1 protein-coding gene and 1 pseudogene are annotated in these 1,999 nt (G+C 66.0%); both read right to left on the bottom strand.

Features of this window, described 5'->3' with window-relative positions; translation table 11 throughout:
- Positions 1-83: 83 nt before the first annotated feature.
- Positions 84-1,369: pseudogene (locus ABZ624_RS42845) on the bottom strand (IS110 family transposase).
- Between the two features lie 58 nt (positions 1,370-1,427).
- Positions 1,428-1,999 (bottom strand): transposase (locus tag ABZ624_RS42840; protein WP_360101146.1); only part of this gene is annotated, 572 nt, incomplete at its 5' end.

The raw sequence follows: 1,999 nt of genomic DNA, 5'->3' as shown, positions 1-1,999 counted from the left end.
TGTGGCGGATAGTTCTTCATGACCACGAGATGTCCGTTCTCAGATCCTCAGGATCCAGTGTCTCGTGTGTCCAAGATCAGGGGTCAAGGCCCGTCCTGGCGGACAAGACATCCCACGCGCATAAGCGTCAAGCTGCCGCTGCGGTAGTGTCCGGCTGACGGCTGTGGGAAAGCGATGGCTTCGTCGTAGGTGTGACCGTTCTGGAGGCAGCGGAACAGCATGCCCATGAAGCGGTTGAAGAGATTCCGCTGCGCGGCGACGTGACGGTCGCCGACTGCTCGCCGCCGGTCGTAGTGGGCTCTGGCGCCTGGTGAACGGGTGAGAGAGACGAAGGCCCGGACGTAGCCGACGGCGGCCAGTCGCTGGTTCTTGACCTTCCGGCTCATGACCTTGCAGCTCTTGCCGCTGGCCCTGGTAACTGGGCGCTTCCCGTGTAGGCCCTCAATGGTCCTGCGCTGGCGAATCGGGTCCGGTCATCGCCGATCTCCGCCAGGACCCGGCGCCGGTCAGTGAGGCGAGACCCCGGAAAGCTCCGGATGACAGGTGCATCCGGATGCTCCTCGAAGGCCTGCGTGACAGCTTCTTCGAGTTGCTCAGCGTTGTCGCAGGCGGTGTTCAGCTGCCTGAGCAGAGCGGAAGTCTGGTGCCCAAGAGCCACCTCGATCTGGCGGAGCTGGTGGAGGTGGTCGCGTTGGAAGACCTCGTGGAGCCTTTCGGCTTCGGCCTCGATGCCGCGGACCCGGCCGGCCTGCTTGATCAGCGATTGCAGGCGCCGCCGTGTCAGTTTCGCAGCCGTGGTGGGGGTCGGTGCTGCGGTCAGGATGCTGAGGGCTTTCCTTGAATACAGTCCGTGCTTGTGCTGGGCGAAGGCGTCGAGGATCGCTGGGTAGAACTCTCTGAGCTGAGAGCGAAGCTTGTTGTGGGCCTGGCCGCGGGCCCGGGCGAGCACGGCAATGGCCTGAACGAGCTCGGAGTCCGCCGGCAGCGGCCGGTGGGCGGCCATGTCGGTTCGCAGGATGTTGGCCAGGGCCGCAGCGTCGACGGCGTCTGACTTCTTGCGGGCGACGGAGTGGCGGTCCCGGTAGCGGGCGACTGCCAGCGGGTTGATCGAGAAGACCGGCCGACCGGTGGCCCGCAGGCAGGCGACAAGCAGTCCCCAGGACGTCTCGATCGCCACCGGGATCGGGACATCCTCGCTGTCGCCATGCTCGGCCAGCAGGTCGGTGAGCTGGGTAAACCCTCCAGCGTCATCGCCAATCCGCACCTTGGCGAGTTGCTTTCCGTCAGCGTCGACCAGTGCGATGTCGTGATGGTCTTCGGCCCAGTCCACGCCACAGAACACTGGCGTCGGTAACCCGGTTATCTCCATCCGGTCCTCCTTCGTCGTGACTGTTTTCCCAGGTCAGACATCCCATGGTGTAGGGGTGTCAAGCGGTTGCGGCGAGGGTTGCGTGGTGTGACCACGCGGTGGCTTCGTTGTAGAGGGTTCGGGTCTTGAGGCATCCGTGGAGGATGCCGACGAGGCGGTTGCCGAGCTGGCGCAGGGCGGGGTTGTAACCGGCGTCGCGGGCGCGTTGTTTATCGTAGTAGCGGCGGGCGCCGGGTGAGGTGTTGATCGCAGAGAACGCCTGCTTGTGGAGGGCGTCGGCGAGGCGGTCGTTGCGTGCGTGGCGGGCATGGACCGCGTGGGTCCTGCCGGAGGAGCGGGTGATCGGGCTGGTGCCGGCGTAGTTCTTGCGGGCCTTCGCGGATGCATAGCGGGTTGGGTCGTCCCCGAACTCAGCCAGCACCCGGGCGCCGGTGATCTCGCCGATGCCGGGCATCGACAGGTAGATCTCAGCGTCCGGGTGCGCGAGAAAATGCGCGCTCACCTGCTCCTCCAGCGCGGCTATCTGCTCGTTCAAAGCGATCAGGAGCCTCGCGTGTGCGGTCGCCGCTGCGGCGTAAGCGGCGGCAACCGGGGCTGCGACACCCAGCTGCGGCGCACGCAGCGCCGCCT

The sequence above is a fragment of the Streptomyces sp. NPDC007205 genome (assembly GCF_040634095.1).
Lineage (GTDB): Bacteria > Actinomycetota > Actinomycetes > Streptomycetales > Streptomycetaceae > Streptomyces.
Note: the sequence above shows the minus strand (reverse complement) of the source record. Positions and strands in the feature narration are given on the sequence as shown.